We start from the raw sequence: 5,103 nt of genomic DNA, 5'->3' as shown, positions 1-5,103 counted from the left end.
ATGCACACTGGTCACCAGAACAGCCCTTGGCTATTGATGTTCTTCCCTAGACAAGAAGATCATCAACCAAGGGCTGTTTCCGTCATCGGTCGGGGTCCCCACAGGACCCCAGGGGTTAAAGATCAAGTTAGACGAGATCGGGTTGCCAGCCCCACCCCTGTCCTCCAAAGACATGCTCGGGTGGCGAGTCGATACGCTGACCGCGCTAACCGAACTCGGGAGAGTCGACGTGGACGCTGAACGCAGACGCGTTCTCAGCACCGCCGCCTACTCGCTCGCCGCGCTGACTCTGCCCTCCGAACGCTGGTGGACAGAGATGGCCGAGAGTGGCCAGGTGCGCGCCGCAGCGGGCGGCAGGACCGTGAGCCGAGGCGACGTAGACGCCGTGCGCGACATGATGTCGCTGTTCTCCCGCGTCGACCAGCGCAGAGGCGGCGGACATGCCCGCTTGGCAGTCGTCCAATACCTCACCTCTGACGTAGCGAGCTTCCTTCACGGGCGCTACGCCGACGACATTCTGAGACGCGACATGTTCACCGCCGCCAGCGAACTTTCCTACCTCGCCGGGTGGATGGCATTCGACAACGGCGAACACAATGTGGCTCAGCACTACTTCAACGTGGCAGTCAAATTGGCCGCCGAAGCCAACAACCCAGCAATGGCAGGGCACGTACTACGCGCGATGGCACATCAAGCCATCGATCTCGGCCACCACAAGCACGCCCTCAACCTCGCCTCGGCATCAGTGGATGGCGCACGGTACGAGACTGCGACTCCACGAGAACAAGCCTTGCTCGGAGTGGTCTACGCCCGCGCATTGGCCGTGAACGGCGAAACACAGAGCGCGGCTCGCGCGCTCCTTCGAGCCGAAGACGACCTTGCCGCCGCCTCAAGTGGAGACGATGAGCCCGGCCGAGTCTTCTTCTTCGGTGAAGCGAGCCTTGCTCACGAGACCGCCTGCGCCCTGCGCGACACCGGCGACCTAGCCGGCGCGACCGCTCAGTTTCGACGCAGCGTCAAAACGCGCAAGGCATCATCCTTCACCCGAACCCACGCCGTCACACTCGGGTATATGGGAGCGGTCCAGGCAAGGCAAGGAGAAGTCGAGGAAGCCTGCGCAACGTGGACCCGCGCCCTGGACGCTATGGAAGGCGTCCGCTCGGGCCGCACCCGCCAGGTCGCCTCCGAGATGCGCGCCATCCTCTCGCCATACCGACGTCGCAGCATCCGGGTAGTCCAAGCGGTGGACGCTCGCGCCCAGACCTACCTTTCAACTTTCGCCTAACAAAGACGACAGCCATCAGCAGAAGCGGGAGACTGGAATGGCAGCCGAGAAATTCACCATAGAACCCGTTGCGCGTGTCGTTGGCGGACGAGTCGAGCCGACGGACGACTATTGGGGCGGAAGCCGGGCCATTATCCGGATTGATGAAAACCGGTTCACCTCAGCAGCCACCAAGGGACTAGAAGAATTCTCCCACCTTGAGATCATCTTTCGATTCCACCTCACTGACCCGACCGATCTGAACCTGGGCGCACGCCGACCAAGAGACAACCCGGACTGGCCCGAGGTGGGCATCTTCGGCCACCGAAACATGCGCCGCATCAACTGGTTGGGCGTGTCTCGATGCCGCCTGGTCAAGGTTGATGGCCTTGACCTTCACGTCGAGGAGCTAGACGCTGTGGACGGCACTCCCGTCCTCGACATCAAGCCCTGGTTCTCGGAGTTCGGCCCACGCGGCGAAGTCAAGCAACCGACCTGGACGACTCAGATGCTCGGACTGTATTTCACAGAGGCCCAGACAGAACAGCGGACAACGTGATCTCGCTACGAGCCCGGACGCCCACGGACCAACTAACACCATCGATCACTGACGGAACCATAGGGATGTCTACTTGCAGAGATAGACACCGCTATGAACTGGCAGCCAAACCGGAATCACGACCCGGATTCAACCTCTAATCCAAGGTCCCGCGTTCGATTCCTACCGGGCTCCACCGCTCCAGGAAGGGGCGCGGAAGGACCCAGACATCGACACCCTGACCATCCTCGCCGCAACAGAAGCCGGCGAGTGGTGTCGCCGTAGAACGTCATGCGCCAGCGGCCGAGGCTTCCAACGATGGACGGCAAGCTTCCAACGCCACAGCGGTCCGGTCCGTGTGGACCCGGCCAACTGCCGACCGACCTTACCGCGAAAGCCGCTAGATCGCGCAGTGGGCGCGGAACGAGGCGTCGCAGAACCAGGGACGCGCACTCGGCACCATCGCCGACGGCGTTCCTCTCGGGCACCCTCACATCCTCGCAGTCGACGACAGATACGTGAGCCCTGTGGCGGAACGCTTGGCGAGCGAAATCGCGGCAGAGGACCAGGCGCATCCCCTGGTCAAAGCGCAGTTTACGACTGATGCGACAGCGCTCACGGCCGCCGTCCGGGCAGTGAGCGCTGCAGTGGGCGGATTCGGGTACGACCTTGCTTGGCGTCGGCTACCGCCCGGAGGCGGGAGTGTTCCGACCGAGATCTCGCTCGATACCGGGGAGACGCCAGAAGAGTTGACCGCAGAAGCATGAATGCATGTCCATCGAGGATGCCAACGCTACCTCTGCCCGGCTGGCTGGACTTGCCGCTCGCAAGGTTGCCGTCAGGCCCAGTCAACCCCGCGACGATGGTCTCATTGCGGCAGCGGCGAGGCGCAGGCCGCCCGGCTTCCTTTTTTTGCTTGATCCCTACCCCCTGCGATCACCCACCTGAGATGTGTGACCGAGGCTGGCTGTCGTTTGGCCACGCCGCAAAGAGGCGGGGCGGCTCTTGTGGAGCGGCCCCGCCTCTTTCTTCAACGTCTTTTCACCATGATCGTTGTCGGAGGTTGCCCCTTCCCCCGGGCAACACCCTCACGAGTTCGTTCAAGGAACTCAGGTGTTACCCATCAACGCAGGGGACACCGTCACGGCTACGTGTCAAGTCGTCAAGACAGCAACTCATCGCCACCGCTCCTCTCAACCTCTCCGCTTCCTCCGCCGACGCGCATGCGATGGCTTTGGACTGGCGTGAAGATCTGGAGGCGCGGCAGGTCGAACGACACGAATGGGTTTCCTCGGCTCACGAGAGCCTCGCACCGCAACGGAGCCAGCACCGATCAACTCGGCGGAACGGTCTGGAAGCAGATCCTCATCACATTGCTCCTCCGTAATCAGCCCCTGCTCGTCCGCGGCTTGCGCCGATGCAAGAAGGGCAACCCTCGGTTGTTCTTTGAGAAAGTAAACGGTGGGTGTCGAGAAGAGGCGAGCAGTCCACAGGATGATGGCTTTTCCGACACCCTCGCGTATCCGCCTTCGACGCGCGCGTTTTTCTCTTCGGCCCAGTTTCGCCCAGCCCAGACACGAGCTTCCCTGGCCTGACCGCAGTCCGAACAATCCAGGCAGGAGACGTCGTCGCGACACCCGCCGAATCGACGTCATCACGCTGATCATCGCTAAGCCAGCCATGGCGAAGCTGCCAACAAGAAGGACCCGTGGCGGCGCCGTATTAGCGCCGTCGCTCACTTGCTCAAGGAGCACAGAAATGACGGCAGCCATTAGCGCCGCCGCGGCGGCCGTCACGGCCAGCGCGGCTTGGACCATCGATCGCAACGAGGCATCGCTGGAAGCCATGCGATGGAATAGGTGGGCGGCGCGGCCCAGCGCGTTGCGCTGGGCCGCAGTGCCCGCCGATGCCGGCGGTCTCCCACCGTGGCTGAGAACAAAGCGGATAGCCCGATCCGCGCCGTCACTGCCGCTCGCGTGAGCGACAGTGACGGCCTCCTTGGCGACGCTCTGCTTCAGGCGAAGCAGAGCGCCCTCGGTGTCCACCACACGGTCCAGCGTCTCGCAGATGTCGTCGTTGACGTTGGTCAGCCAGATGTCCAACTCGTCGTCAGTCATGCTTGCCGGCTCGAGGTCATCGTTTCTGTTCATCGTCCGGCCTCCTTCCAGCCGACGAAATCTTTGTCTTGTAGGGCGCGAGGAGCTCCGCCAACTTGTTCCTGGCATGCCGGTAGTTCGAGCGGACCGTGGCCTCCGGCTTACCCAGAAACTCGGCGATCTGCTTGTGGCTGAAGCCGTCCATGGCCCAAGCGAAGACCCGCCGCTGCTCGATCGGTAGCCGGCTCAACGCCCAAAGAGTGAGACGAGTGTCCTTACGGAACATCACATCGTCTAAGTCGAACGAGTTGGGGTTCGGCCATCCGGCAACCAGGAAACTCTCACGTTCCCGCCGCTGCTTCACCCTACTTCGCGCGTAAGCGTGCTCCGCCACGGTGCGGGCATACCCGCGAGGGTTCTCATCGCTGAGCACGTTCCACCTCTTGTACACGGCGGCCATGGCTTCCTGGGCTGCGTCCTCGGCCTCTTGCCAGGTCGCCCCGAAGCGCCTTACGAAGTGAATGACCCGCGTGTAGTCGAGGCGGAAGAACTCGTCGAAGTCTCGGAATCCGCTTCCCGTCTCCGGCGGCGGTTCCCGTTTGTCCTGGGGCACTCAGCCCTCCTGCTGATCATGCGATTGACGTCGAATGCGCTCATGCGGAGCGACCTCCCAACGGGGGTGGCAGGGAACGAGAAGATCGACACCCCGGTGGCCTTGTGAGCTGAGCGGAGCGGCTCTTCACCCGGTACAAGGCGCGAGGCCGCTCGAACGTGCAAAGCTCGGCCAAGATTTTTTTCGAGATCCTGCTCGCCGGGCTGCACGAGGGCGCGCGACCGGGTCCACCCCGGTGGCGCACCCCATGCGGCCCGGCGAGCCGGTCGGGCAACCGGTTCAGAGGTGATCCTTGACCTCGAGCGCGAGCAGCACAGTCCCGGCGAACGCGCCGGCCCCGTAACAGAACGCGGCCTGCCATGCGCTTCCCCCAGACCGGGCGAGCTGCATCGCGACGAGCCCAGCGATGACCCCCAGCAGGATGGCGATCACAACAGAGAACAGGTTGACGACGCTGCCGTCCACTTAGAGGTCCTAACAAAGTCGTACGACGTGTCGGTACGTGATGATGCAGGTGGCCAGGGCAAGGAAGGCTTCGTGGATGTCGTCGCGGCGTTCCCAGCGGATCCGTAGCCGTTTCATGCCGTGGTAC

General features: G+C 63.0%; 5 protein-coding genes. 2 read left to right on the top strand and 3 right to left on the bottom strand.

The annotated features are described in order from the left end of the window. Positions 1 to 229: 229 nt before the first annotated feature. Positions 230 to 1,285, top strand: coding sequence for an NsdA family TPR-like regulatory protein (locus D7I43_RS32180; RefSeq protein WP_240033331.1), 1,056 nt, complete (start codon positions 230 to 232; stop codon positions 1,283 to 1,285). 37 nt (positions 1,286 to 1,322) lie between these two features. Next, positions 1,323 to 1,823, top strand: a complete 501-nt coding sequence (locus tag D7I43_RS32175) for an SAM-dependent methyltransferase (RefSeq protein WP_120332314.1) — start codon at positions 1,323 to 1,325, stop codon at positions 1,821 to 1,823. A 1,172-nt stretch (positions 1,824 to 2,995) separates the two neighbouring features. On the opposite strand, the gene D7I43_RS32635 is transcribed toward D7I43_RS32175, so the two are convergent. The 3 genes from D7I43_RS32635 to D7I43_RS32165 form a co-directional block, all read right to left on the bottom strand. After that, the gene (locus tag D7I43_RS32635) at positions 2,996 to 3,952 is read right to left on the bottom strand and encodes a hypothetical protein (protein WP_147427378.1); all 957 of its coding nucleotides are present in this window, start codon (positions 3,950 to 3,952) and stop codon (positions 2,996 to 2,998) included. Further along, positions 3,936 to 4,511: an RNA polymerase sigma factor gene (locus tag D7I43_RS32170; RefSeq protein WP_120332313.1), complete on the bottom strand. Its 576-nt coding sequence runs from the start codon at positions 4,509 to 4,511 to the stop codon at positions 3,936 to 3,938. Before D7I43_RS32170 ends, D7I43_RS32635 begins: the two co-directional genes overlap by 17 nt. Before the next feature lie 279 nt (positions 4,512 to 4,790). Beyond that, a complete protein-coding gene (locus D7I43_RS32165; protein WP_120332312.1) occupies positions 4,791 to 4,976 on the bottom strand; it encodes a hypothetical protein in 186 nt (61 codons plus the stop codon). Positions 4,977 to 5,103: the final 127 nt, after the last annotated feature.

The sequence above is a fragment of the Micromonospora globbae genome (assembly GCF_003610785.1).
Lineage (GTDB): Bacteria > Actinomycetota > Actinomycetes > Mycobacteriales > Micromonosporaceae > Micromonospora > Micromonospora globbae.
Note: the sequence above shows the minus strand (reverse complement) of the source record. Positions and strands in the feature narration are given on the sequence as shown.

Coding starts and splice junctions, on each gene's coding strand:
- D7I43_RS32175 (WP_120332314.1), top strand. CDS start 1,323: ATGGCAGCCGAGAAATTCACCATAGAACCCGTTGCGCGTGTCGTTGGC.
- D7I43_RS32635 (WP_147427378.1), bottom strand. CDS start 3,952: ATGAACAGAAACGATGACCTCGAGCCGGCAAGCATGACTGACGACGAG.